Source organism: Pseudomonas oplopanacis (assembly GCF_057128725.1).
Genome location: NZ_JBSKHV010000001.1, coordinates 173,284 through 196,318, shown reverse-complemented (window position 1 = coordinate 196,318; position 23,035 = coordinate 173,284). Strand labels below are relative to the sequence as shown.

19 protein-coding genes are annotated in these 23,035 nt (G+C 61.9%); 6 read left to right on the top strand and 13 right to left on the bottom strand.

Going from position 1 to position 23,035, the window contains the following annotated elements; genetic code table 11:
• The first annotated feature begins 6 nt into the window (after window positions 1-6).
• Window positions 7-1,254 (top strand): OprD family porin, encoded by a 1,248-nt coding sequence (locus ACWKV5_RS00945; protein WP_483839761.1) that lies wholly within the window; start codon window positions 7-9, stop codon window positions 1,252-1,254.
• 140 nt (window positions 1,255-1,394) lie between these two features.
• Here the strand turns inward: ACWKV5_RS00945 and ACWKV5_RS00940 are convergent, their stop codons facing one another.
• A complete protein-coding gene (locus ACWKV5_RS00940; protein ID WP_483839760.1) occupies window positions 1,395-2,627 on the bottom strand; it encodes a LysR family transcriptional regulator in 1,233 nt (410 codons plus the stop codon).
• A gap of 155 nt (window positions 2,628-2,782) precedes the next feature.
• Here ACWKV5_RS00940 and galB point away from each other — a divergent pair, with 155 nt between their 5' ends.
• From galB to ACWKV5_RS00925, 3 genes are read left to right on the top strand one after another with little or no spacing between them, the layout of a single operon-like run.
• On the top strand, window positions 2,783-3,517 hold the full coding sequence (galB, locus tag ACWKV5_RS00935; RefSeq protein WP_483839759.1) for a 4-oxalmesaconate hydratase: 735 nt from the start codon (window positions 2,783-2,785) through the stop codon (window positions 3,515-3,517).
• Entirely contained in the window at window positions 3,514-4,230 is a 717-nt protein-coding gene (locus tag ACWKV5_RS00930; protein WP_483839758.1) for a 4-carboxy-4-hydroxy-2-oxoadipate aldolase/oxaloacetate decarboxylase, read from the top strand. Before galB ends, ACWKV5_RS00930 begins: the two co-directional genes overlap by 4 nt.
• A gap of 2 nt (window positions 4,231-4,232) precedes the next feature.
• Window positions 4,233-5,309, top strand: a complete 1,077-nt coding sequence (locus ACWKV5_RS00925; RefSeq protein ID WP_483839757.1) for a 4-oxalomesaconate tautomerase — start codon at window positions 4,233-4,235, stop codon at window positions 5,307-5,309.
• Window positions 5,310-5,312: 3 nt separating this feature from the next.
• Here the strand turns inward: ACWKV5_RS00925 and ACWKV5_RS00920 are convergent, their stop codons facing one another.
• Window positions 5,313-6,209, bottom strand: coding sequence for a LysR family transcriptional regulator (locus tag ACWKV5_RS00920; protein ID WP_483839756.1), 897 nt, complete (start codon window positions 6,207-6,209; stop codon window positions 5,313-5,315).
• A gap of 128 nt (window positions 6,210-6,337) precedes the next feature.
• On the opposite strand from ACWKV5_RS00920, the gene ACWKV5_RS00915 reads away from it, so the two are divergent.
• The gene (locus ACWKV5_RS00915; protein ID WP_483839755.1) at window positions 6,338-7,669 is read left to right on the top strand and encodes an MFS transporter; all 1,332 of its coding nucleotides are present in this window, start codon (window positions 6,338-6,340) and stop codon (window positions 7,667-7,669) included.
• A 123-nt stretch (window positions 7,670-7,792) separates the two neighbouring features.
• Here ACWKV5_RS00915 and ACWKV5_RS00910 read toward each other — a convergent pair whose 3' ends face one another.
• Window positions 7,793-8,662, bottom strand: coding sequence for a hypothetical protein (locus ACWKV5_RS00910; protein ID WP_483839754.1), 870 nt, complete (start codon window positions 8,660-8,662; stop codon window positions 7,793-7,795).
• A gap of 230 nt (window positions 8,663-8,892) precedes the next feature.
• On the opposite strand from ACWKV5_RS00910, the gene treS reads away from it, so the two are divergent.
• The gene (gene treS / locus ACWKV5_RS00905; RefSeq protein WP_483839753.1) at window positions 8,893-10,959 is read left to right on the top strand and encodes a maltose alpha-D-glucosyltransferase; all 2,067 of its coding nucleotides are present in this window, start codon (window positions 8,893-8,895) and stop codon (window positions 10,957-10,959) included.
• A gap of 23 nt (window positions 10,960-10,982) precedes the next feature.
• Here the strand turns inward: treS and ACWKV5_RS00900 are convergent, their stop codons facing one another.
• From ACWKV5_RS00900 to ACWKV5_RS00855, 10 genes are read right to left on the bottom strand one after another with little or no spacing between them, the layout of a single operon-like run.
• Window positions 10,983-12,428, bottom strand: a complete 1,446-nt coding sequence (locus tag ACWKV5_RS00900) for a family 16 glycosylhydrolase (protein ID WP_483840304.1) — start codon at window positions 12,426-12,428, stop codon at window positions 10,983-10,985.
• Window positions 12,429-12,457: 29 nt separating this feature from the next.
• Complete coding sequence (galE, locus tag ACWKV5_RS00895) at window positions 12,458-13,513, bottom strand: UDP-glucose 4-epimerase GalE (protein ID WP_483839752.1); 1,056 nt, start codon at window positions 13,511-13,513, stop codon at window positions 12,458-12,460.
• Between the two features lie 30 nt (window positions 13,514-13,543).
• A complete protein-coding gene (locus ACWKV5_RS00890) occupies window positions 13,544-14,962 on the bottom strand; it encodes an oligosaccharide flippase family protein (RefSeq protein WP_483839751.1) in 1,419 nt (472 codons plus the stop codon).
• 15 nt (window positions 14,963-14,977) lie between these two features.
• The gene (locus tag ACWKV5_RS00885; RefSeq protein ID WP_483839750.1) at window positions 14,978-15,931 is read right to left on the bottom strand and encodes a glycosyltransferase family 2 protein; all 954 of its coding nucleotides are present in this window, start codon (window positions 15,929-15,931) and stop codon (window positions 14,978-14,980) included.
• Complete coding sequence (locus ACWKV5_RS00880; RefSeq protein ID WP_483839749.1) at window positions 15,925-17,262, bottom strand: O-antigen ligase family protein; 1,338 nt, start codon at window positions 17,260-17,262, stop codon at window positions 15,925-15,927. Before ACWKV5_RS00880 ends, ACWKV5_RS00885 begins: the two co-directional genes overlap by 7 nt.
• Window positions 17,259-18,371 carry a glycosyltransferase gene (locus ACWKV5_RS00875; RefSeq protein ID WP_483839748.1) on the bottom strand — a complete coding sequence of 371 codons (1,113 nt, stop codon included), beginning with the start codon at window positions 18,369-18,371 and terminating at the stop codon, window positions 17,259-17,261. Before ACWKV5_RS00875 ends, ACWKV5_RS00880 begins: the two co-directional genes overlap by 4 nt.
• Window positions 18,368-19,450: a glycosyltransferase gene (locus ACWKV5_RS00870; protein ID WP_483839747.1), complete on the bottom strand. Its 1,083-nt coding sequence runs from the start codon at window positions 19,448-19,450 to the stop codon at window positions 18,368-18,370. Before ACWKV5_RS00870 ends, ACWKV5_RS00875 begins: the two co-directional genes overlap by 4 nt.
• A 2-nt stretch (window positions 19,451-19,452) precedes the next feature.
• Window positions 19,453-20,157, bottom strand: a complete 705-nt coding sequence (locus tag ACWKV5_RS00865) for a WecB/TagA/CpsF family glycosyltransferase (RefSeq protein ID WP_483839746.1) — start codon at window positions 20,155-20,157, stop codon at window positions 19,453-19,455.
• A gap of 13 nt (window positions 20,158-20,170) precedes the next feature.
• The gene (locus ACWKV5_RS00860) at window positions 20,171-21,511 is read right to left on the bottom strand and encodes a UDP-glucose dehydrogenase family protein (RefSeq protein WP_483839745.1); all 1,341 of its coding nucleotides are present in this window, start codon (window positions 21,509-21,511) and stop codon (window positions 20,171-20,173) included.
• A 30-nt stretch (window positions 21,512-21,541) separates the two neighbouring features.
• Window positions 21,542-22,933: an undecaprenyl-phosphate glucose phosphotransferase gene (locus tag ACWKV5_RS00855; RefSeq protein WP_483840303.1), complete on the bottom strand. Its 1,392-nt coding sequence runs from the start codon at window positions 22,931-22,933 to the stop codon at window positions 21,542-21,544.
• Window positions 22,934-23,035: the final 102 nt, after the last annotated feature.

Sequence of the window (23,035 nt, the reverse complement as noted above, 5' to 3'; positions counted from 1 at the left end):
ATAACAATGAAAATCACGGTCAACCCTCGTATCGCCTGCACCTTCGCCATGGCCTCGGCATTTCCGTTGGCGGGTTCGGCGGCCGGTTTTCTCGAAGACGCCAGCGCCAACCTGAACCTGCGCAACTTCTACATCAACCGCAACTTCACCAACCCCGCGTACCCGCAGGGCAAGGCTGAGGAGTGGACGCAGAACTTCATCCTCGATGCGCGTTCAGGGTTCACTCAGGGGCCGGTGGGTTTTGGCGTCGATGCGCTCGGCCTCCTGTCGGTCAAGCTGGATGGCGGCAAAGGCACGGGCGGTACGCAGTTGCTGCCGATTGGCAGCGACGGACGTCCCGCCGATGACTTCGGTCGGCTGGCGGTGGCCGGGAAGATGAAAGTGAGCAAGACCGAAGTGAAGGTCGGCGAGTGGATGCCGGTGCTGCCGATCCTGCGTTCCGACGATGGCCGTTCGTTGCCACAAACCTTTCAGGGCGGGCAGGTCACCTCGCAGGAACTGGCTGGCCTGAGCCTGTACGGCGGTCAGTTCCGGCAGAACAGCCCACGCAACGACGCGAGCATGGAAGACATGTTCATGCAGGGCAAAACCGCGTTCACCTCTGATCGTTTCAACTTTGTCGGTGGTGAATACAGTTTCAACGACAAACGCACGATGATCGGTGTGTGGAACGCGCAACTCAAGGACATCTACCAGCAGCAATACCTGCAAATCGTCCACAGTCAGCCACTGGGGGACTGGACCCTCGGCGCGAACCTGGGCTATTTCTGGGGCAGTGAAGACGGCAGCGCCCGCGCGGGTGATCTGGATAACCGCACGGCATCGGCGCTGCTCTCGGCCAAGTATGGCGGCAGTACCTTCTACGTCGGGCTGCAAAAACTCACGGGCGATGATGCGTGGATGCGGGTCAACGGCACCAGCGGCGGCACCCTGGCCAACGACAGCTACAACAGCAGTTACGACAGTGCCCGGGAGAAATCCTGGCAGTTGCGTCATGACTACAACTTTGTCGCACTGGGCGTGCCTGGCTTGACGCTGATGAACCGTTACATCAGTGGCGACAACATCCACACTGGCACCGTCACTGACGGCAAGGAGTGGGGGCGTGAGTCGGAACTGGCCTACACCGTGCAAAGCGGCCCGTTGAAAAGCTTCAACGTCAAATGGCGTAATTCCAGTATTCGTCGCGATTACAGCACCAATGAGTTTGATGAGAACCGCTTGATCATCAGCTATCCGCTGAGCTTGCTCTGACGACAGGCTGATGGCTCATCGTTTGATGGGCTGCCGTCTTCGCGAGCAGGCTCGCTCCCACAGTAGATCTTCAGTGAACACAAAATCTGTGTAAGACGAAGATCAAATGTGGGAGCGAGCCTGCTCACGATGGCGATTACTCAGTCACCGACAAACCCCTGTCGGACCTCGGTCGCTTCCTCGCGAATCACCCGGCGGATCATCTCCATCAACGCCTGAGCCACCGGTGAATGCAGGCTGGCGTTGCGGTAGGTCAGGCCGATGGCGCGGGTGGTCTGTGGCAGCCGCAGCGGCAGGATGCACAGCTCGCCGGAGGCAATTTCCTGTTCGAGTTGATGGGCGGACACCGCCGCGAGCATGTCCGAGCGCAGCAACAGCCCGCGAATGATCGCCATGTCGGCACTCTCCACCACGGGCCGTGGGGCGGCGATGCCGAACCCGGTGAAGCAGTCATCAAGCATCTTTCTGGCGGGCGAGCCGGCACGCGGCAGCACCCATTGCGTGGCGCCGAGCGCCTGATGCAAATCCGTTTGCGTGGCGAGCGGATGATCACGTCGCGCCAACACCACCATGTCTTCGGTGAACAGCGACTCGCCGACCAGATCGCTGGCGTACGCTGCCGAGCGCAAGGCGCCAAAAATGAAATCCACATCGCCGGCGCGCAGTTCCGTCGCCAGCAAATCGAACGGGCTCTCGTTGGTGATCACCTGAATGCCGGGGTGTTCGGCCACCAGGCGCACAATCGCTTCGGGCAGGATGCGCGTGCGGCCCAAGGGCAGGGCGCCGACGTGCACCACGCCTTGCAATGCCCCACGAATGGCGGTGATGTCGGTGTCCAGATGACGCAGTTCATTCAACGCCCGGCGGATCGGAAAGAGGATTTCATGACTGGCCCGGGTCGGCTGCAACCCGCGAGGCGTGCGCTCGAACAGGCTCTGGCCGCAACCGCTTTCCAGCACCTTGAGCGTCGAACTGACCGCCGGCTGGCTTAGGCCCAACAGGCTGGCCACGGTTTGCATGTGGTGGGTTTCACAGAGTTTGACGAACACTTGCAGGCGTCGGGCCTGGAACAGATACAACGGCTCCACGGCGAGTTTGTCGCCGGCGCCCAGCAACTTCGGCACGCTGTCCAGTTCCGCCAGCACCCGCCGTGCGCGGGGCAACAGGCGTTCGCCAAAATCGGTCAAGCGCATGCCGTTGGCGTGCCGTTCGAACAGTGGCACATCCAACCGCGCCTCCAGCTCGGAAATCGAGCGGGTGACCACCGACTGCGCGCGAAACAGCGCCACCGACGCCCTGGAAACACTGCCGTGATCAGCCACCCGGACGAAGGCGCGCACGTGCATCAGGCTGGGAAGTTCAGGGGTTTCCATGGGTTCATGCTCGACGGGTCCACGTTTCGCCGGACTATGCCTCTGTGCTTGAGGGGAGGCAATAAAAAAAACGCATACCTCGAACACTCGAACGCATTACTCCACCGATGGGCCCCGGTGCGATGCTCTTTCGACACGCAGGAGGAGCACCCGCAATGATCGAGTCATCCAAAAACGCGCTGGTCGTCAGCGCACACTCTGCCGATTTCGTCTGGCGTGCGGGCGGTGCCATCGCACTGCATGCGCAGCAGGGCTACAACGTGCACATCGTCTGCCTGTCGTTCGGCGAGCGCGGTGAGTCGGCCAAGCTCTGGCGCAAGGGCGACATGAGCGAATCGAAGGTCAAGGACGCACGCCGCGAAGAAGCACAGGCCGCCGCCGACATTCTCGGCGCCAGCGTCGAGTTCTTCGACATCGGTGACTACCCGATGCGCGCCGACAAGGACACGCTGTTCCGCCTGGCCGATGTGTTTCGCCGGGTCCAGCCGGAATTCGTCCTCAGCCATTCGCTGAAAGACCCTTACAACTACGATCACCCACTGGCCATGAACCTGACGCAAGAGGCACGCATCATCGCCCAGGCCGAGGGCTACAAACCGGGCGAGAAAATCGTCGGCGCGCCACCGGTCTACAGCTTCGAACCGCACCAGCCAGAGCAGTGCGAATGGCGCCCGGACGTGTTGCTGGACATCACCGATGTCTGGGACAAAAAGTACGCGGCGATCCAGTGCATGGCCGGTCAGGAACATTTGTGGGAGTACTACACCCGTGTCGCGCTGCAACGTGGCGTGCAAGCCAAACGTAACGTCGGGATCACCTCGACCCGCAACATCATTTATGGCGAGGGCTACCAGAGCATCTTCCCCCGTGTGACGGAGAACCTCGGATGAGCGAGCACATCGGAAAAACCGGCATTGTGCTGCGCAACATCACTCGGGCCGAGGCATCGCTGGTCGATGAACTCGGACGTTTTGGCGTCGCGACCATTCATGAGGCGCAGGGGCGCAAGGGCTTGCTGGCCTCGTCGATCACACCGATCCAACAGGGCACTGTCATCAGCGGTTCGGCGGTCACGGTGCTCGTCGCACCGGGCGATAACTGGATGTTCCATGTGGCGGTGGAGCAATGCCGGCCCGGCGACATCCTGGTGGTTGCCCCCAGTTCACCGTGCACCGATGGCTACTTTGGCGACCTGTTGGCCACGTCGCTGAAGGCCCATGGCGTGCGTGCCCTGGTGATCGACGCCGGTGTGCGCGACACCCATACGCTGCGTGAAATGGGCTTCCCGGTGTGGTCCCGCGCCATCAGTGCCCAAGGCACGATCAAAGAGACCCTGGGCTCGGTCAACCTGCCGCTGGTGTGTGGCGGTCAGTTGGTCAATCCGGGGGATGTGGTGGTGGCCGATGATGACGGCGTAGTCATTGTGCGTCGCGCCGAAGTGCCGCAGGTGGTTGACGCCAGCCGCGCCCGTGCCGACCTGGAAGAACAGAAGGCGTTGCGCCTGGCCAGGGGCGAACTGGGCCTGGATATCTACAACATGCGTGGCCGGTTGGCAGAGAAGGGTTTGCGCTATGTCGACAGCCTCGACGAACTCGGAGACTGACCATGGGACAAACCCGTATTCCGTGCCTGCTGATGCGCGGTGGCACGTCCAAGGGCGCGTATTTTCTGGCGGACGATTTGCCCGATCAGCCGGCGCTGCGTGATCAAGTGCTGCTGGCCGTCTTGGGCTCGCCGGACAAACGTCAGATCGATGGCCTCGGCGGCGGCGATTCGCTGACCAGCAAAGTCGCGATCATCAAACCTTCTTCGCGCGCCGAGGCGGACGTCGATTATCTGTTCGCCCAGGTACTGGTCGAAGAGGCCCGCGTCGATTACGGGCAGAACTGCGGCAACATCCTGGCCGCGGTGGGCCCGTTCGCCATCGAACGTGGATTGGTGGCCGTGACCGGCGACGAAACCCCGGTGCGAATCTTCATGGAAAACACCGGACAGATCGCCGTCGCGCATGTCCCCACACCGGACGGTAGCGTGCGCTACTCAGGCGATGCGCGGATTGATGGCGTGCCGGGGCATGCCGCGCCGCTGATCGTCGAGTTTGAGGATGTCGCCGGCTCCAGTTGTGGTGCGTTGCTGCCGACCGGCAATGCCCTGGATATGTTCGACGGGGTTTACGTCACGTGCATCGACAATGGCATGCCGGTGGTGCTGATCCGCGCCCAGGCGCTGGGTTGCAGCGGCTATGAAAGCCCCGAACAACTGGACGCTGACGTCGAACTCAAGGCCCGTCTCGAAGCCATCCGCCTGCAAGCCGGACCGCTCATGAATCTTGGCGATGTACGCCAGCGTAACGTGCCAAAAATGTGCCTGGTGGCGCCGGCGCAAGCGGGTGGGGCGCTGAGTACCCGCAGCTTCATTCCGCATCGTTGCCACACCAGCATCGGCGTATTCGGTGCGGTCAGTGTCGCCGCGGCGTGTTTGATCGAGGATACGGTGGCGACGGGGCTGGCCAGCGTTGGCGAGGGCGACGTGCGACGGTTGTCGATTGAGCATCCCACCGGCGAGTTCACCGTGGAATTGCGCCTGAAGGAAGGGCAATTGGCCGGGTGCGGGTTGATGCGCACCGCACGGTTGTTGTTCGAGGGGGTGGTGTGTGTTCCGCAAGCGGTCTGGTCGAAGTGAGGGCTATTGAGCCTGCGCACACACCTCACGAACGCAGTCGCGCAACCACCGATGCGCCGAGTCCGCATCCATACGCGGGTGCCAGAGCATGGAGATCGTGATCGGCGGCGTCGGGATCGGCAGTAGGAAACTGTGCAAACCGGCACGCAGGTTTTGCGTGTGCCGTTCGGGCACGGTCGCGATCAGGTCCGAGGCGCGGGCCAGTGCCAGTGCAGCGGAAAAGCCGCCAACGATGGTGGCGATGTCTCGCGCCAGCCCCAGTGATTGCAACGCATCATCCATCGGCCCGCTGTCGCGCCCGCGTCGCGAGACCAGGATGTGCCGACCCGAGGCGTAACGGGCGGGCGTGATCTCGCCCTCGCTCAACCCATGGCCGGCGCGCACCACGCCGATAAAGCGATCCTTGAACAACGCACGGGTGCGCACTTCCGGGCTGGTGGTGTCGCCGACCACGCCGGTGTCCAGATCGACGCTTGCGTCACGCAGCAGCGCGCTGTCCTTGTTGAGTTTCTGCAGGAAGTGCAAACGCACGCCGGGCGCTTGCTCGCCGAGACGGGCGATGAGTGCCGGGCCGAAGTTTTCGACGAAGCCGTCGCTGGTGCGCAGGGTGAAGGTGCGGGTCAGGTGCTTGAGGTCGAGTTGCTCGGCCGGGCGCAGCACCGCTTCGGCGTGCTGCACCAGTTGGCTGACCTGTTCGCGCAGTTCCAGCGCTCGCGGTGTTGGCACCAGCCCACGGCCGGCGCGCACCAGCAGCGGATCGCCGGTGGTTTCGCGCAAACGCGCCAGCGCACGGCTCATCGCCGACGGGCTCAGGCGCAAGCGTTGCGCGGCGCGCGCGACGCTGCCTTCAGCGAGCAGTGCATCGAGGGTAATCAGCAGGTTCAGATCGGGCATGGTCATGGCTGAACGTTAGCACGCCTTGGCGGTGACATGGCGTTGCGTGCAGGTATCAAGTGCAAACGCTGCGTCTTCCGCCATGTCAGCGGCGCGCATACGCTGAAAGCCAATCTTTCAGAAGTGGCCAGCCCATGAAAACCCTCACGTCCTCCGCCCCGGTCCGCTGGGCGCTCGCCAGCCTTTCGCTGTCGATGCTGATGCCTTCCCTCGACACCAGCATCGCCAATGCCGGATTGCCGACGTTGGCTCAGACCTTTGATGCAGCGTTTCAGGACGTGCAGTGGATAGTCCTGGCGTACCTGCAGGCGATCACGACGTTGATTGTCAGCGTTGGACGACTCGGTGACTTGATCGGTCGCAAACGCTTGTTGTTGAGCGGGATCGTGGTTTTCACCCTGGCGTCGCTGGCCTGTGGGCTCGCGCCTTCGCTGGGCTGGCTGATTGCGGCGCGTGCCGTGCAAGGTCTGGGTGCGGCGATCATGTTGGCGCTGACCGTGGCGTTTGTCGCCGATACGGTGCCGAAAGCGCAGACCGGCAGCGCCATGGGGTTGCTGGGGACGATGTCGGCGATGGGCACCACGCTGGGACCTTCGTTGGGCGGTGTGCTGATTTCAGGGTTCGGCTGGCAGACGATTTTTCTGGTCAATGTGCCGTTGGGTGTTTTGAATTTTGTACTGGCTTACCGCTGTTTGCCGGCGGATCGGCCTGTGGCTCGGCGCAGTGGTTTCGACTTTCCGGGGACGCTGCTGTTGGCGCTGACGCTTGGCGCGTATGCGCTGGCCATGACGTTGGGTGATTGGGGGTTGCTGCTGGTTGCGGGTGTCGGTGGTGGAGTTTTCCTGTGGGTCGAGGCTAGATCCACGTCGCCCTTGATCAAGCTGGCGCTGTTCCGTGAACGAGGGCTGAGTGCGAGCCTGGGCATGAGTGCATTGGTGTCGACGGTGATGATGTCGACGCTGGTGGTCGGGCCGTTTTATCTCTCGGGCACGCTGGGGCTGAACGCCGCGCTGGTCGGGTTGACCCTGTCGGTCGGTCCGCTGGTGGCGGCGCTGGGCGGGGTGCCGGCGGGGCGTCTGGTGGATCGATTCGGGGCGCAGCGCATGACGGTGTTCGGGCTGGCGACCCTGGCGTTGGGCGCCGGGGTATTGGCGATCATGCCGGCGGGTTTTGGTGTGCCGGGCTATGTCGTCCCCATCGCGGTGATCACTGGCAGTTATGCGCTGTTTCAGGCGGCCAATAACACCTTGGTCATGAGCGGTGTCAGCGCCGATCAGCGCGGGGTGATTGCCGGGTTGCTCAGTCTGTCGCGCAATCTGGGGTTGATCACGGGGGCATCAGCGATGGGCGCGGTGTTTGCCGGTAATGGCATGCGGGTGACGTTTGCGGTGGCGGCGGGGTTGATCGTTCTGGCACTGGCAATCGCATTGCCTTCTCGCGAACGTCAACTTCTGCTGCCTGAATAGTACAGCCACCGCAGTTCCCTTGTGGGAGCGAGCCTGCTCGCGAAAGCGGAGTATCAGTCGACATTCACATCAACTGACACACCGCTTTCGCGAGCAGGCTCGCTCCCACAGGGGGGTGGTGTGTCAGTTGGCTTTTAGATCGACTGACACATTCGTTTGAAGCTTGGCCAGGATGACAGCAGCCGGATCGTCAGTCTTGGCATCGTCGGCTTTTTTCTGGTCCGACCCATCCGTCACCACACCCGCGAGGATTTCAGCCAGGTTGTGAAAATGCCCGGACTTTTTCTCCGTCGGATCCGAACCACCACCCTGGTTCAATACCGCTTCCAGCGACAAATGCTGGGTCAGCCATTGCGGCGTGTTCTTTTCTTCGGGGCTCATGTTGTCGAGAAAATCCAGGGCCGCATGGGCGCGGGCGACCGGGTCGTTGGCGAACGGGTCTTTCCAGTTTTTTTCCTGGTCCGCCGGGCCGCTGTAATAACCGGTGGCGAGACGGCCCTGCTGGCGCATCAAGGCCTGGGCCGAGGCTTGTTCGTCAGCGCTGAACTTGCCGCCTTCGTTGGTGGCGACGGCGTTCAGCGAGCGGCGATCAAGGTCGCCGAATAGCGCATTACGGTCTTCATCGGTCTTGGCGTACGGCTTGCCGCTGGCGGTCATCTGCGCGTATTTTTCATCCATGCGCTTGCGCGCATCGGCGGCCACTTCCGGGAAGGTCTTGTCCTTGGAACTGGAGACTGCGCCCGGCTTGGACGCACCCAGCACCAGCGCATCGTCATTCATTCCCGCGCGCACCGGAAAGTACGGCGCATTGCCGACGATCGAGCTGCTGTAATCGGTGGAGGTGCTGGAGAGACTCACCGAATCGGTGTTCGAGGCCTTGGCCTGCGCCGTGTCGTCTTGAGCGACCTGCTGCCGGGTATTGGCAGACTTCGAATCGACGGCAGCCGCGTAGGCCGACATCGCCACATTCGTTGAAGTTGAAACATTGATCATTGTGCTTCCTTGGCGAGGGACGCTCGCAAGTGAGAGCGATAAGACGCTCGATGCCGGACACCGTACGCCGTATCCATGACGCTTTCATTGTATCGGCGGCGATACCTTCTACTTGATAGCGTTCGCCGGGCAATGCAACGAATCGCACCACAGGGCCTCATATAAAAACGAGCGACGCCACACGAACACGGGCCTCGCACCACTGACTTCAATGACAGGTGATTGTTTTTATGACCGCAGCGGACAAGAACCATGTGATCTGGCTGGTTGAACAATCCATGCTGCACGCCGCCCGGCAGCGGGCCAGGCTCTATTCGGGGCAGGGCCGTTTGTGGCAGCAACCGTATGCGCATACCCGGCCGCGCGATGCGTCGGCGCTGGCGTCGGTGTGGTTCACCGCGTACCCGGCGTCCATCGTCACCCGGGAAAACGGCACCGTGCTGGAAGCCCTGGGCGATGAAACCCTGTGGCATGCGCTGTCGAGAATCGGCATCCAGGGCATCCACAACGGCCCGCTGAAAATGTCCGGTGGCCTGACGGGTACCGAACGCACGCCGACAATTGACGGTAATTTCGACCGTATCAGCTTCGACATCGACCCGCAGCTGGGCACCGAGGCGCAGTTACAGGCGCTGGTGCGCATGGCCGCCGCGCACAACGCAGTGATCATTGATGACGTGATCCCGTCGCACACCGGCAAAGGCGCGGATTTTCGCCTGGCCGAGATGGCGTATGAGGACTATCCCGGCCTCTACCACATGGTGGAAATCCGCGAAGAAGACTGGCTGTTGCTGCCCGACATCGCTGAGGGCCGCGATGCGCAAAACCTCAGCCCTGCGCAGGTCGATGTGCTGCGCGACAAGCACTACATCGTCGGCCAGTTGCAGCGGGTGATCTTCTTCGAGCCCGGGGTCAAGGAAACCGACTGGAGCGCGACACCGGTTGTGGTGGGCGTCGACGGCAAGCCGCGCCGCTGGGTCTATTTGCATTACTTCAAGGAAGGGCAGCCCTCGCTGAATTGGCTGGACCCGACCTTCGCTGCGCAGCAGATGATCATCGGCGACGCGCTGCATGCCATCGACGTGATGGGCGCAAAAATCCTGCGTCTGGATGCCAACGGTTTTCTCGGCGTCGAACGCAAACTCGACGGCACCGCCTGGTCGGAAAGCCATCCGCTGTCGATCACCGGCAACCAGTTGTTGGCCGGGGCGATCCGCAAGGCCGGCGGTTTCAGCTTCCAGGAACTCAACCTGACCGTCGACGACATCGCCGCCATGTCCCACGGCGGTGCGGATCTCTCATACGATTTCATCACCCGACCGGCCTACCAGCACGCGTTGCTGATGGGCGATACCGAGTTCCTGCGCCTGATGCTGCGGCAGATGCACAGCCTCGGCATCGACCCCGGTTCGTTGATCCACGCCTTGCAAAACCACGACGAACTGACCCTCGAACTGGTGCATTTCTGGACGCTGCACGCCCACGACAATTTCCTCTATCAGGGCCAGACCTTCCCCGGCAACATCCTGCGCGAGCACATCCGCGAACAGATGTACGAACGCCTGGCCGGGGAACACGCGCCGTACAATCTGAAGTTCGTCACCAACGGCGTGTCCTGCACCACCGCCAGCATCATCACGGCGGCGCTGGGGATTCGTGATCTCGACGCGATCACCGCGGCGGACATCCAGCAGATTCGTCAGGTGCATTTACTGTTGGTAATGTACAACGCCATGCAGCCCGGTGTGTTCGCATTGTCTGGCTGGGACTTGGTCGGTGCGCTGCCGTTGCCGGCCGAACAGGTCGCGCATTTGATGCACGACGGCGACACCCGCTGGATTCATCGCGGTGCCTACGATCTGGTCGACCTCAACCCTGAAACAGAGTTTTCAGCCGGGCAGATGCCGCGACCGAAAACCTTGTACGGCAGCCTGACCAGCCAATTGAAGGACCCGGATTCGTTCGTCTCGCAACTCAAGCGGATCCTCGCCGCACGCCGCGCCTACGACATTGCCGCCAGTCGGCAGATCCTGATTCCGGATGTCGAGCATCCGGGGCTGCTGGTCATGGTTCACGAATTACCGGCTGGTAAAGGCACGCAAATCACTGCGCTGAACTTCGGTTCCACGCCGATCACGGAAACTCTGCACCTGCCCAACATTGCGCCGGGGCCGGTGGTCGACATCATCAATGAGCGGGTGGAAGGGGATCTCACGCCTGAGGGTGAGTTCACCATCACGCTGGATGCGTTCGAAGGATTGGCACTGCGGGTGGTCAGTGCTTCGCCGATGATTTAGGGAGCGGTCAGGCCGCGCCGTCATTATTGGCTGCGTTGCCAGACCCTGACGTAATCGACCCGGAACGTGGACGGCAAGTCGGCATCGTCGACCACGCCGAACCACTCCCAAAACGCTTCGCTGTCGAAGACGATCTGCATCGGAAAGAAGAAATTCGTGTTCTTCGATTCCCTGACCAGCACGCCGTCGACGTACCAGCGCAAGGTGTCGGATTGCCAGTCGAAGCCGTAGACATGAAAGGCACTCGCCAAACGCCACGGGCTGATCCAGGTGCTGCCGTTGGCGACATGTTCGGTGCTTTGCGGCGTGGCCCAGAGATGGGCGTTCATGTTGTACAAACGGTCGAAAGTACCGTTCTTGGTTTTGCCACCGATTTCGAAGATATCGATTTCCGTGGCGTTATCGGGAATGCCCGTCCAGGCCAGCCAGAAGGCGCTGGAACCGGCTGAGTTCATGGGTTTTGCGCGTGATTCGTAGTAGCCGTAGAACCCGCGATCAATCGTGCGGACCATGGCGGAGCTGTAGTCCTTATAGCCCAGCTGGACGTATTTCTGCGGCAAGGTTTCCTTGCGAAAAACGATGTTCAGGTTGCCGTTGCCCAGCGACGCATTTTGCGGGGTGAACAGCGCCGGTTTGCGCCCGAGCGAATCGGTACCGCTGGCATCGTTGACGTGCCAGCGCGCGGGGTCGAGGCTGGTGCCGTTGAAGTCGTCGGAGAGTTTAGGGTCGAACACCCAGCGGCCGGCGTTGGCCTGGTCCGACAACGGCAGGTTGGCGTTGGTGAGAACGGGCAATGCCCCCAGCGGGCCGACTCGCGTCCAGGTATCAGCCGACTTGGGGATGGCGACAGACCATTTGGTCGCCAGGTATTGGAAGGCTCGCTGGCGTTCGGCGAGGGAGGCAAACGGACGGTCATAGACCAGCACTTCGGCAATGTCGCCGTGGAAGTTTTCGTCACTGCCCAGCGCATTACGCCCGACCCCATACGGGCCAATCGGCACGTCGTTGAGCTCCAGCACTGAAACCGTCGGTTCGTAGGCGCTGGGTTGCGACAGGCTGATGGCGAAGTTCGGCAGCACGTTATCGTTGTCGGCGCTGATCGGCCGCGAGCTGAACAGTCGCTGCCACGGGTCGGCCCCGGCGTGTTCAGGCAAGCGACGGGAGACAATCAGCAGCGTCACCGGGCCTTTGGCGGTGCGCAGGCCTTTGCCCAGAAACGCGGAGCCGCCATTGAACCGAACCACCGGATGGCCATTGATGCCGTCGGCCACCCGCAGCGGTCGAGCGGCGACGGCCGCACCGTCCACTGCCGCGTCATTGGCTTTGCCGGACTTGTCCCGCCAGCGCTGAACACGGTTCTGCGCATCGGCGATCACTGTCGACGCGTCATCTGCATCCAGCCACAGTACCAACCCGGTGGTGGGTGGAGCCGGCGCCGCGTTGCACGCCAGCGAAACCGACAACAGCACGAGCAATAAGCCTTCCTTGAGCCCCCGCATCACTTCACCGCAGACAGGGCTGGCCTTCCGAAGTCCGACTGATAGCCCTGCGGGTTGCACGACTGCCAGCGCCACGTGTCGACGATCATTTGCTCCAGATCACGCTCCGCGCTCCAGCCCAAATCACGCACGGCCTTGCTCGGGTCGGCCCAGAATTTGGCGATGTCACCTTCGCGGCGCGGGGCGAAGCGGTAGGGGATGGTGATGCCGGTGATGTCCTCGAAACTGTGAATGATCTGCAGCACGCTGTAGCCAATCCCGGTGCCGAGGTTCCAGGAGTTGACCCCGCCTTGATTGTCCAACACCTCCAGCGCCTTGAGATGGCCGTTGGCAAGGTCGACCACATGGATGTAGTCGCGCACGCAGGTGCCATCAACCGTGGGGTAGTCACAGCCATACACCGTCAGTTCCGGCATGCGGCCAATCGCGACTTGGGTCAGGCACGGCAACAAATTGTTCGGGCGACCGTTCGGGTCTTCGCCGATCATTCCGCTTTCGTGGGCGCCAATCGGGTTGAAGTAGCGCAGCAGGGCGATGCTCCAGCGCGGATCGGAGTGGCACAGGTCACCGAGCAATTCCTCGATCATCAGCTTGGTTCGACCGTAAGGATTGACCGGTTTCCCGGTGCCGAAATCTTCGGCAATCGGTGAGCGTGTGGGCTCGCCGTACACCGTGGCCGAGGAGCTGAACACCAGTTTGAATACGTTGTTGCGGCCCATCGCCCGGCACAGGTTGAGCGTGCCGGCAACGTTGTTGGCGTAGTAGTCCAGCGGCTTGCGCACGCTTTCCTCGACGGATTTGAGGCTGGCGAAATGCACCACGGCGTCGATGTCGTAGCGGCTGAAGAGGTCGTCGAGCAGGATCGAGTCGCGGATATCGCCATTGATGAAGTCGACCCGGGTATGGGTTAACAACTCAAGGCGCGCGATGGACTCTCGACAACTGTTGCACAGGTTGTCGAGCACCACCACGTGGTGCCCGGCATTGATGAGCGCCAGGGCGGTATGGGAGCCAATGTAGCCGGCCCCGCCAGTGATCAGCGTAGTTTTGCGCATGGTGAGGTCTTCCTGTCTCAGGGACTGAATTCAGCGAGCGGTGAAAACCGTTTTGAATTCTTGCGGCCAGCGCGGGTGCAACACGCTATAGGCCACGGCGTAGCTCAGTGCGCCGACAACGATGGTGCAGATCAGGTGCAGGTAACCTTGGAAACCCAGCCGTGGTGACACGAACAGGACGGTCGCGGCCATGACCAGCGAGGCGATCACGCTGCGGTAATTGGAGTCGAGGAAGCGCCGCCAGCCATAACCGATGGCGGTGTTCAGCCCACGGATTTGCAGCGGCGTGATCACCAGCATCCGCGCCAGCAGCGCCAGCGCCGCGGCCATGCCGCCATAGAGATTGCCGAAACCGTAGACCAGCGCCAGCGCGAGCAAAGTGGTTGCCACTTCGGCCTTGATCGTCAGGTGGCTGCGGTTGACCGCCACCAGCGCGGTGGTTGCATACATGGCGGTGTTGCCGATGGCGGCGGTGCAGGCCAGCACTTGCAGCATCGGAATGGCCTCGGCCCACTTGGCGCCGAAGATCAGCAGGATCAAGTCCTGCGCCGTGAGGGCGATGCCGATGAACAGTGGCGTCAGCAGGAAGCCGCTGACGGCGGTCGAGTCACCGATGATCCCCAGCAGCCGCGTTGGTTCGGCGCTGCGCCGGGCAAACACCGGCAGCGCGTAGCTCATCAGGCCGTTATAGATCGCGCTACGCGGCAGGTCGATGATGCGCATCGCCATGTTGAACATGCCCACCGCATTGGCGCCGGCGGTCATGCCGAGGACCACGGTGACCCCGCGTTGCAGCGTTTGTGAACTCAGTGCGTTGATCGCCACCGGCGTGCCAGCCTTCAACAGTTCACGCAGGAACGGACCGTCGATGAGGAACGGTATGCGCCGTCGCTCGCCGAGCATCAACACGATGATCGAGACCAATTCCATGATCACGGCCTGGGCAATCACCGCCCAGGCACCCAACCCCAGAAGCGCCACCGCCACACCGGCAACGCCGCCCACGACCTTGCCCAGCAACGTACGGGAGGCGAGCATCTTGAAGTTGCCGCTGCGGCGCATTTGCGCCACATAGACCCTGGCCATCATGGTGAACAGGATCTTCACCGAGGCGATGGCCATCATCCATTGCAGCACCGGGGAGGGCGTGTACAGCAGGGCCGCGCCGGTGATGACGACGATGGACGCCAGGCTCACCAGCACCGCAGCCCAGAACGCCGTGGCGATGTGTTTGTCCTCCAGTCGCTCAAGCCGCACCAGCGGATCTTCCAGCACCGAGGAGTAAATCAGTCCGATCAATTCGACGATGGCGATGATGACCGTGCCCACCCCCAGTTCTGCCGGGGACAGCAATCGGGCGTACACGACAAACGTGATCATGGACAGGAAGATCAGGCCGAATTTCTCGGTGAAGATCCAGATCAATGTAACCAGACGATGATTGGCCATGGGAGCGGGACCGGATCAATGAGCGGTGGTCGACTCGGCTGCCTTGCGCAAGGTTTTTGCCCGCGCATAGAGGTAGCGCAGGGTCTGTTTGCCACGGCAGAAAAACAGCGTCTGCCAGGAATGTTCAAACATGCTGCGGTATACGCTGATCACCTGCGAATGCAGACCTTGTCGAGAAAACGAGTCGAGAAATTCCGCATGGTTGGCCAGCACGAAATCGATGCGCTGCTGGCGGCTCAGTACGGCGCCATAACGCGCCAGGTACAGCTCGATGAACTTGACCTTGTGCGGGTAGTACTTTTTCGGCTGGGCGGTGATGTTGTTGCTGTTGATCTCGCGCCGGACCAGCACCTGCGGCACCGTGCGGATTTCCCAGTACTCGGCGATCCGCGTCCACAGCAAGCGGTCCTCGGCAAAGTGCAGCGACGGGTCGAACCCGCCGAGTGCAGTCACCACTTCGCGTAGCACCAGCACTGCCGAGGTGCCGTTGACGATGTTGGCGTGAATGAAATCGTCGAAGTGCCGGCCGCATTTGTGCCGCTCTTCGACTTGCCGGGTGCCGTCGCTGTACTCGATCAACACGTCGCAATCAATCAGCCCCACCGAGTGCCCGAGGCGGCAGAGCTCTTCATACAGCGCCAACTGTTTTTCCAGCTTTTGCGGGTGCCACTGATCATCGGCATCGAGGAATGCAATAAAGGTTTCTTCGGAGCGGAACACGCCGCGGTTGCGCGCGCTGGCGGGGCCTTCATTGGCCTGGCGCAACAGGGTCAAGGGGAATGGCGCGACATAGTCGTAAACGATCTGCGGCCCGGCGTCGCCAGAGCCGTCGTCGATGACGATGACGTGATCAGGCCGCCGGGTTTGCTCGCACAGCGAGTCCAGGGTCTGGCGGATGCTGACGGCGGCGTTGTACATCGGGATGACCACGCACACCGTACACGGTGCTGGGGAGACTGGATTCAGCACGGGCGTTGCTCCTTGTGGATGACCTGGGCCGCTGCGCCATGGCGTGCGGCGTCAGCGGGGACGTGGTGCACGGTGGCCGGTGAGTGTTCAAACGCTTTGGCGTGGTGGTGCCGGAATGACAATGCCAGGGTGCAGAACACCAGAAACTCGGCGGAGCGGTAGTTGGGGATCACATACGCCACGTAGTTGGTGACGGCGAACAGACCGATAATCACTAGGGCGCTGGCGCGAAACTGCGCGGATTGATTAGCCGTCACGGCGCGGTATTGCTTGATCAGCGCTTCAGCGAGCAGCAGGCCCAGCGCGGTCAGCTGGATGATGCCGCCGTTGAGCAGCGTTTCCATGTAGCCGCTGTGGGCGTTGCCGATATAGCCCCAACGGGTAATGAAGGCGTCCGCGTCCGGGCTCGACCAGAAGGCGCCGTAGCCGTAGCCCTTGAGGAATTGACTGTCGACAAAGGGTGCCAGCAGCTCCCAGATCATCGTTCGGTCGGTGAGTGACGGGTCACGCCCCGCCATCTCCAGCAGCACCGCGAAGTTGCTGTAGAGAAAAAGACAGACCAGCAGGTAGAGCAGGGTGCAACCAAGGAACATCAGCTGCGATCGGTTCATGCGCAACCGGATCAGCGTCAGGAAATAGCCGTAGCTGATGGTGCCGGCAATGATCAGCACCACCCCGGTCGCTGACTGCGCGAGCAGGATCGCGATCAGCGAGAAAAACGAGCAGAACAGCGCCCAGCGGTTGCGCTGGCGAATCATCGGCAGCAACAGCAGGATCGCGATGGCATTGATCCGTGCGCCGGCGTTCTTCTCCATGAAGATCCCTTTGAACGCGCCGTCGCGAATCCCCCCGGAAATGAACGCCGCACTGGGCATCACCAACGCGAGAATCAAGCCGATCAACGCCGCCACGCCAATGGCACAGCCGAGCATGAAGGTGATTTTTTCAAGGCTGTAGTTGTAGGCGATGAAACCGGCAAAAAACACCACGCTGATCATCGCGACAAAGCGTTTGAGGCTGAGCATCGGGTCGAACGACCAGCCGATGGAGGCGATCACACAGAGCAGGAACAGCAGCAGAAAGAAGTTGCCACGGTAGAAACTTTTACTGAGGAACACCTTGTTGCGAATGAAGAAAAACAACGGCACCAGCAACGTGATCAAGCCGCAGACCTGGTTGGTCACGTTGCCTTCGAGGTCTTTGTCGATGTCGTCGAAACTCGAAGCGCCGCCCAAACCAAGGACAAACGAAATCACCTGGATGTAAAACAGCACACCGAACAAGGTGAAGCCGTCACGCAGGGTGGAATAGCGGATCTCCAGTCTGTTCATGGCGAGGGGCTCCCGAGCAGGGCGGTGAGGTAGGTTTTCACCGCGCTGGCGTTCATGAACCGGGCCGCCGCATCGAGGCGGGCCTGGCGGTGTACATCGCGTGGGGTGGTGAGTTGCAGGGCAATTGCCTGCGACAGTGCAATCGGGTCGTCGACCGCCACCAGAGGGGCTACGACGCCATTGATCAGGATGTCTTGCGGGCCATGGGGGCAACGGGTCGACACTACCCGCGTGCCGGTGGAGAGCGCTTCGACCAGCGCGTTGGGGCTGCCTTCGAAACGCGACGACAACACGAAGCAATCGGCGGCGGCCACTTCCGCCAACGGGTCATGGGTGTACCCCGGCAGGTCGATCCGATCCTCCACGCCCAGTTTACGTGCCTGCGCCAGCAAACGATCGCGCAATCCGCCTTCGCCAAAAATGATCAGGCGCGCGTTGCGATTGGGCAGTGCGGCGAACGCGGTGATCAAGGTGTCGAAACCTTTTTGCGGCGCCAGGCGACCCACGGCGACAATCACCGGGCTGGACGCTTCCAGCAGCCAGCGATGGCTGGGCGGGCGCGGCGGCTTGTCGCGAAAATCGTTGTCGAGCACCGGGTTGTCGGCAATGGTCACGTCCTGGCGACGGGCAATGGTGGTGTCGATCAAATCCTGGGCGACGCCGCGTGACACGCAAATCACCGGGTTGGGAATCAGCCGATACAGCAGCGGCGCCACCCGGTAAGCGATCCGCACCATGAGGTCGGGGTTGACGTGCTTGTCGTGGGAAAACGCATTGCGCTCGCTGACGTGCAACCGGGCCAGCGTCCCCGACAGCGCGGCGGCAACGATGGCGACCACGTTGACGTGAGTCAGCGCCGCCAGTTGCGCGTCGAAACGGTTTTGCCGAAGGAAACGCGCCAGCGCCGGCACCGCCCGTGAACTGCGCGGGCTACCCAGTTCAACCTTTTTCACCCGGGGGTCGAGGTTAGCCACGTTGAGGCCGCCGCCGGTGAGCATCAGCAGGGTCACGTCATTGCCCGCGTCCACCAGCGCACCGGCCAGGCGCGTCATCATTTTTTCCGCCCCGCCTGCGCTGAGGTCGTGGAGGATAATCAGTAGCTTTTTCATTGATTCCACACCTGGTAATACGCTTGTGCGGCGTACTGGCTGGTGTACTGGCGGATCGCGTCGCAGATCATGTCCTCGTTGATCGCCACCTGGCCCTGCAAAAACAGGCTTTGCAGCATGCCTTCGGCCAGCGCCGGCACGTCGTTGACCTTGACCAGTTGGCCGAGTCGACCGTGGTCCAGCAATTCCCGAGGCCCGGTCTCGCAGTCGCACGCCAGCACCGGCGTACCCAGCGCCAGGGCCTCGATCAGCACGGTCGGCATGCCTTCGTGCACCGAGCTGAGAATGAACAACCGCGCGTTCTTAAGCAGCGGATAGGGGTTGCTCAGGAACCCGGTGAAATGCACCCGGTGCGCGATCCCCAGGCGGTTTGCCTGAATGAGCAGGGCTTCGCGCAGTGGACCGTCACCGGCGATCACCAGATCCGGCACGGCTTCGCTATGCAGGGCCATGGCATAGGCGTCGAGCAGCAGGTTAAAGCCCTTGGGCTCGACCAACCGGCCCAGCCCCAACCAGTAATTGCGGGGGACTTCGGTGGGTAACGGGCCCTTGCCGGCGCGCAGCAGTTGTTCGGTGATAACCGCGTTCGGGCAATAGCGGATGCGCTGCTGCCCCCACGGCATCATGTCGACCAACGACTGGCGCAACACAGTGGACACCGCCACCACCTTGCCGCTGCCACACAGGTACAGCGCGTAGAGCAGGCGCAGGCTGGCGGGGCCGGTTTTCTGTTCGGTGCAATCGAGGGTGGTGTGGCGGCTATAGATGACCTTGCACGGGCTGCCGAGGGTGGCGAACCACGTACACAGGTTGGCCTGCTCCTTGGCGGAAATCAGGTGGGTGACGCCCTCTCGGCGAATCAACCGGCGCAACTGGACGATCGATTTGAGCATCCCCCACAGGCCGCTGCCACCGCCGTCATTGAGGCTCTGCACGCCTTCAGTGTCCGGCGTGTCGCCATTGATGACGAAGAAGCTCACCCGTTGGCCGTCCTTGAGAAACTGCTCGGACAAGCGCTGTTGAACGCGCTCGACGCCACCGCCCGATTTGAAATCCTTGAGGATGAACAGAATGTGCATGGTCATTCCCCGACACTGATGGTGACTTCGCGCCGAACGACCATCGCCAGCAGTTGCAGGAAATTGCTTGGGTAGTCGACGAGGTAGCGCTTGATGGTGTGCGGCTCGCGGTACATGCGATAGAACGCGCGCAGGTGCAGGCGATTGATCGCCGCCGGGTAGTACTGACGCGTGGCCATGGCCTCCTGGCGAATGAACCCGCCACAGGTAAAGGCCACGCCGCGAAACCCGGATCGCTGCGCGTCCTGCTCGAACTGTTCCTGCAATCCGGCGCCGAGACCGACGATCAGGATGTTCGCTTCGCTGCGACAGATCTCGGCCTGAATCCCTTCGGCCTGAGCCGCATCGAAGTAGCCATTGTGGTAGCCGGCGATGATCAGCTGTGGATAGCGCGCCTTGATCTTGCCGATGAACAACTCCAGTTCGTCTTGCCGGGCGCCGACGAAATACACCCGTTTGCCCTGTTGTTCGGCGCTGCCGAGCACCGGGTGAGCGATGGAAGTGAAGTCGAAGCTGACCCGGCCGACGTTGCGCCCGGTGACCCGCGACATGAACGCTGACATCAGCATGCCGTCGCAAAAGTAGGCGACGGTGCCCGGGGTGTGTTTAAAAAAGCTGCTGATGGAGGCGAAGTTGATGAAGGAGTACGCCTGGTTGGCGTCGAGCAAGGTCGGTGAGTAATGCCTGACGATTTTCAGCGTGATCATGGCCCGGCCCCCTTCAAATCGCGGCATGGGTCGGCCGACCCACGGACACGTAGGTAAAGCCACGTTTGCTCAAGCGCTGTGGGTCGAACAGGTTGCGTCCGTCGAAAATCAGCGGTTGCTTGAGCCGCTGGCTGATCAGGTCGAAGTCCGGCGCGCGGAACGCTTGCCACTCGGTGACGATGATCAAGGCGTCGGCATTTTTCAGCGCCGCTTCTTTGGTGCCCGCCAAGGTCAGGTCATCGCGCGAGCCGTAAATGCGCTGGGTTTCTTCCATGGCTTTCGGGTCGTAGGCCTGGACGTTGGCACCGGCGTGCCACAGGGCTTCCATCAAGACCCGGCTGGGGGCTTCGCGCATGTCGTCGGTGTTGGGTTTGAAGCTCAAGCCCCACAAGGCGAAGGTCTTGCCCCGCAGGGCACCGTCGAAGTGATTGAAAATCTTGCTGTAGAGGGTGGTTTTCTGGTCGTTGTTGCGTGACTCCACGGCCTTGAGCACCCGCGCATCGATGTCGACGCTGGTGGCGGCGTGAATCAGCGCCTTTACGTCCTTGGGAAAACACGAGCCGCCGTAACCGAGGCCGGGGTAGATAAATTGATAACCAATGCGCGGGTCGGACCCGATGCCGTGGCGGACCATTTCGATGTCGGCGCCGAGCTTTTCGGCGATGTTGGCCATTTCGTTCATGAAGCTGATCTTGGTCGCCAGCATGCAGTTGGCCGCGTACTTGGTCAGCTCGGCGCTGCGAATGTCCATGACGATGATTTTTTCGCGGTTGCGATTGAACGGTTCGTACAGTTCGCGCATGACCTCTTCAGCGCGCGGGCTGTCGGTGCCGATGACGATCCGGTCCGGGCGCATGCAGTCTTCGACCGCGCAGCCTTCCTTGAGAAATTCCGGGTTGGAGACCACGTCGAAGGTCAGATGACCGCGATCGTTGTCCGCCAGCACCTGTTCGATGCGTGCGCGGACCAGGTCGCCCGTGCCGACGGGGACGGTGGATTTGTCGACGATGATCTGGTGGCGATCCATGTTCTGCGCGATGGTTTGCGCCACGCTCAACACGTACTGAAGGTCGGCCGAACCGTCCTCGTCGGGCGGTGTGCCGACGGCGATCAACAACACATCGCCATGCTGCACGGCGCTGGCCAAGTCGGTGCTGAACTGCAGGCGGCCGCTCTGGTAGTTGTCGCGCACCAGGGTTTTCAGGCCCGGCTCGTAGATCGGCAAGGTGCCGTCCTTGAGGGCCTCGACCTTGGCGGCGTCGACATCCACGCACATCACGTTATGGCCGACTTCTGCCAGCGCGGCGCCCTGGACCAGGCCCACATAACCAATACCGAATACGCTCACATTCATGATCAAACCTCGGGTAGTCGAAGCAGGGGGTCAGTAGATGTTTTTCGAGAACAACGTGAAGGGCGTCTTGATCAGAATCTTGATGTCCAGCCACAGCGACCATTGGTTGATGTAGTTGAGGTCTTGGGCGACGCGTAGCTGCATCTTTTCAACCGTCTCGGTTTCGCCGCGATGCCCGGTGACCTGCGCCAGCCCGGTAATGCCCGGCTTGAGGCGATGTCGGGCCATGTAGGCGCGGACTTTGCCGGTGTAGTAAATGTTGTGGGTGACGGCGTGAGGGCGGGGGCCGACCAAGGCCATTTGGCCGAACAGCACGTTGAACAGTTGCGGCAATTCGTCGATGGAACTGCGGCGCAGGAAGCGCCCGACCGGCGTGACGCGGTCGTCTTCGCGGGTGGCCTGGCGCACCTCGCGGTCGTCGTGGACGCGCATCGAGCGAAACTTCCAGACCTTGATCACTTCGCCGTTGCAGCCGTGGCGGTTTTGCTTGAACAGCACCGGGCCCGGGGAGCTCAACTTGACGGCCGCCGCGACCAACAACAGCAACGGGCTGATCACAATCAGGGCCATGGCCGCCAGGCTGCGTTCGAACAGGTCCTTGCAAAACAGGCTGGCGGGGTGCGAGCTGATCAGGCTTTCGTTGAGGTAGATCGCCGGCATCCGCTCGATTTCCGAGATCGAATGGTTGAGCAGCACCATGCTGCCGAAATCCGGGATCCAGACCACGTCGACGTTCATGTCCAGCAGGTCGATGTACAGCGCTTCGATGGTCGCGGCATGCGCCATCGTCAGGACGATGTAGACGCGCCGCACGGCCAGGCGGGTGATGATTTCGCGAATGCCGTCGACCTTGCCCAGCAGCGGCAGAATGCTCGGCGCCGGGCCGCTGTCGTCGGCGGCGGCGATGAAACCCAGGACCAGCGCGCGGTTCGGACGGGACAGCTTTTTCGCCAGTTCATGGGCGGTCGGGCAGGTGCCGATGATCACCGAACGGCGTTCCTTGCAGACCATGCGCGAGTGCAACCGGGCGAAGTAATGCAGGGGCAAAAAGCTCAACGCCTGGACCAGGAACCCCAGCACCGCCCAGACCATGATGACCTGGCGCGAGTACGTCGCACTGGTCTGGGTGATGAAGGCAATGGCCGCCAGCACGGCCAGCAGGATCAGCCAGCCGGCAAGCAATCGGCCGAGCCCGACCAACAGGCCATGACGCTTGTGGTAGACCTGCATCAGGCTGTAGATCGGCACCGAGCCGAGCACCGTCAGGATCAGCAGGATGCGGTAATCGCTGGTCAGGCTGCCGACGCGCCACCACACGAGCACCATTAACAGTGCGGTGGTCAGCGTCATCGCGCACAGCCACTGGCCCCAGAAGGTCAGGCCCCGGCGGTGGGTCAAGTGAGCGGTATAGAGCGGTGTCATGGGCTTAACCTCAAGGCAGAAGTGATGCACCAGCACAAAACGGGCGGACACGGCGTGGCTCCCGCAGGCTTTTCCGTAGCTCGGCAGAGGTGAAGCAGCTGT